The organism is Bradyrhizobium sp., assembly GCF_016462955.1.
Lineage (GTDB): Bacteria > Pseudomonadota > Alphaproteobacteria > Rhizobiales > Xanthobacteraceae > Bradyrhizobium.
This window is the reverse complement of record NZ_JAEMSD010000659.1, coordinates 1-2840: the sequence shown is the minus strand read 5'-3', so window position 1 is coordinate 2840 and position 2840 is coordinate 1. Positions and strand designations below refer to the sequence as shown.

The following is a 2840-nucleotide window of genomic DNA, read 5'->3' as shown; positions in this document are numbered from 1 at the left end:
GGCGCAAGCTGCTCGGACGATTCCTGCGGCAGCGGAAGGCGCCGAAGAAGGCGGCGTGAGCAGAGCGGGGCGCAAGCGTCTCGCCGTCGTCCCGGGGCGCGCGAAGCGTGAGCCCGGGACCCATACCCACAGGAAGAAATTTGACGAGGACTCCGAGTGGGCATCCCGCGTCAGACTCCTCCCTTGGGGTTATGGGTCCCCGCCTTCGCGGGGACGACACGTTGATCGTGTCTCGCTTCGCGTCCCTCGGGACGACACCTCTGATCGAGCGTTGGAGTCCTCAATAAAACCGGCTATGCATGCGCCGCTTGCAAAGAGGACCTGCTGCTTGACGACCGACAATGCCCCTTCGTCCGCGCCGTTCGGCGCGTTCGCGCCGAACCCAGCGCAGGCTGCGATCATACGCCTCGTTCAACGATCTGGGCTGAAGCGCGGCGCATTCCGTCCGTGGATGTCGCGGCTGGTGAATTTATTGCGCGGCGGTCCTGTCGACGTGCAATATCAGGGCGCCTCGTTCCGGCTCCATCACCAAGGCAGCGCGACCGAGCGCGGCGCGCTGTTCAATCCCGACTACAATCTCGACGAGCTCGATTTCCTGCGTCGGCACACACCCGATGGCGGCGTGTTCGTCGACATCGGCGCCAATGTCGGCACGTTTGCGTTGGTGATAGCGCGGCAGGTCGGCACCACGGGCAAGGTGGTCGCGATCGAGCCGCACCCGGTGACGTTCGCGCGGCTCTCCTTCAACCATGCCGCATCGAAAGCGGCGCAAGTCCGCCTGGTGCAGGCTGCGGCGGGCGACAGCGACGGTGAGCTCATGATCGAGAGCGGCGGCGGCAATCTCGGGGCAACCCACGTCGTCACCGGCAGCGCAAGCATTGACGCGATCAAGGTCCCGTCGCTGCGCTTGATGCGCATCCTCGAGGAGGCCGGCGTCATGCAAATCGATTCGCTCAAGATCGATGTCGAGGGATTTGAAGACCGCGTGCTGATCGGCTTCTTCCGCGACGCGTCGCCATCGCTATGGCCGCGCGCGGTCGTGATCGAGCACCTGTCACAAAACGAATGGCAGCAGGATTGTATTGCCGACATGGTCGCGCGTGGCTATGCGATTGCCCGCAAGACGCGCAGCAACACGTTCCTGTCGCGCTGACGCGAACGAATCACGGAGGTGACGATGATCGACCATCTGGGTATCTCGGTCTCGGATTACGAGCGCGCGAAAGCATTCTATGCAAAGGCGCTGGCGCCGCTCGGCTACGGCCTGATCATGGAAGTGACGGCGGAGCAGACGGGCCACGCCGCAGCCGCCGGTTTCGGCGCCGACGGCAAGCCGGACTTCTGGTTCGGCGCGGAGGGCGCCATGAACAAGCCGGTGCACATCGCGATCGCAGCCAAAGACCGCGCCACGGTGGACGCCTTCTACAAGGCGGCGATAGCGGCCGGCGGCCGCGACAACGGTCCGCCGGGCATCCGTCCGCATTACCACGCAAACTATTATGGCGCCTTCGTGCTCGACCCCGACGGCCACAACATCGAGGCCGTCTGCCACGCGCCGGAATGAGGATTGCGGGCGGGAACATCGTTCCTGGCAGGCCGTTATCGTCGCTTGCAACAGGAGCACGACATGGCCAACGACAATGCCCACGACGTCGATCGCGTGTGGGACCTGATGAAGAAGATCGGATTCGCGATGCTGGTGACGCGCGACGGGGACAAGCTCCGTGCCCGGCCGATGAGCGCCTATCTCGACCGCGACGCAAACTCGATCTTTTTCCTGACCGATGCACGCAATCACAAGGACGAGGAAATCGCGCGCGATCCGTCGATCAACCTGTCGTTCGCGGATGCCGGCAGCCAGAAATACGTTTCGCTGACGGGCACCGCCGTCATCTCCAACGATCGTGCCAAGATCAAGGAAATGTTCTCGACGCCGGCCAAGGCATGGTGGGACTCCGCGGAGGATCCCAACATTCGCGTCCTCAAGATCACGCCTGACGACGCCGAATTCTGGGATTCGCCGGGCACCGTGATTTCCTATGTGAAGATGGCTGCCGCAGCTGTGACGAACACGCGGCCCGATCTCGGCGAGAACCGCAAGGTCTCGATGTGATGCCGATTGAACAGCCCGAGATTCCACCCTCGACACCGGGCACGCCGACCGAACCGCCGCCGGGAATTCCGCCCGGCAATCCGCAGCCCGAGATCGCGCCACCGGTGCGCGAGCCAGGCGAATCACCGCGCCCGGAGGAATTGCCGGGCCGCGTGCCCGAAGAGATTCCGTCGCGCGGGCCGAATCGACCGCTTACGCCGAACCCTGCGACGGACGCGAGTCCGACGCGGGGTTACGCGCGAGGCTGACTCATCACTGCAGGCGATTGCAAGCTGGGCCTGAATGCGCAATGAACGTTGCCATAGTGAGATGATTTGCGTGCAGAAATAAATCGGACTGCGGTTGCATCGCCCGCCACAATGCGGCCTAACGCTTAGCCGTTCATCACAAGACTTCGTCAAAGAACCTTCCGGGGAAGTTCACCACCATGACCAACCTTCGTTTCGTGCTGCTTGCAACGACGGCTCTCACCGCGATGCAATTCGCAAGCTTCGCATCGCATGCGCAGAGTGCGCCGCCGCTCGTGCTCGCGCAGGCCCAGCCGGATGCCGGGCCTGACGGAAAACCGAAGCAGCCGCCGAAGGGACCGCCTTCGGCTGCGCCGCCCGCAGCACCCGCCCGTCCGGCCGCACCGCCTCCCGCGGCGGCGCCGCCTCCTGCGCCTCCGCCGGCAGCCGCACCCGCGCGCCCGGCAGCGCCACCGCCGCCTCCACCCGCGGCCCGGCCG

General features: G+C 64.9%; 4 protein-coding genes and 1 pseudogene. All 5 read left to right on the top strand.

Annotated features, from left to right (window positions below; translation table 11 throughout):
- Positions 1-328: 328 nt before the first annotated feature.
- The gene (locus JHD07_RS36420) at positions 329-1153 is read left to right on the top strand and encodes an FkbM family methyltransferase (RefSeq protein ID WP_291630981.1); all 825 of its coding nucleotides are present in this window, start codon (positions 329-331) and stop codon (positions 1151-1153) included.
- Between the two features lie 24 nt (positions 1154-1177).
- A complete protein-coding gene (locus JHD07_RS36415) occupies positions 1178-1564 on the top strand; it encodes a VOC family protein (RefSeq protein WP_291630979.1) in 387 nt (128 codons plus the stop codon).
- 63 nt (positions 1565-1627) lie between these two features.
- On the top strand, positions 1628-2113 hold the full coding sequence (locus JHD07_RS36410; protein ID WP_291630977.1) for a pyridoxamine 5'-phosphate oxidase family protein: 486 nt from the start codon (positions 1628-1630) through the stop codon (positions 2111-2113).
- Positions 2113-2361 carry a hypothetical protein gene (locus JHD07_RS36405; RefSeq protein ID WP_291630975.1) on the top strand — a complete coding sequence of 83 codons (249 nt, stop codon included), beginning with the start codon at positions 2113-2115 and terminating at the stop codon, positions 2359-2361. Before JHD07_RS36410 ends, JHD07_RS36405 begins: the two co-directional genes overlap by 1 nt.
- Positions 2362-2540: 179 nt before the next feature.
- A pseudogene (locus JHD07_RS36400) lies at positions 2541-2840 on the top strand (OmpA family protein); the annotation flags it as partial.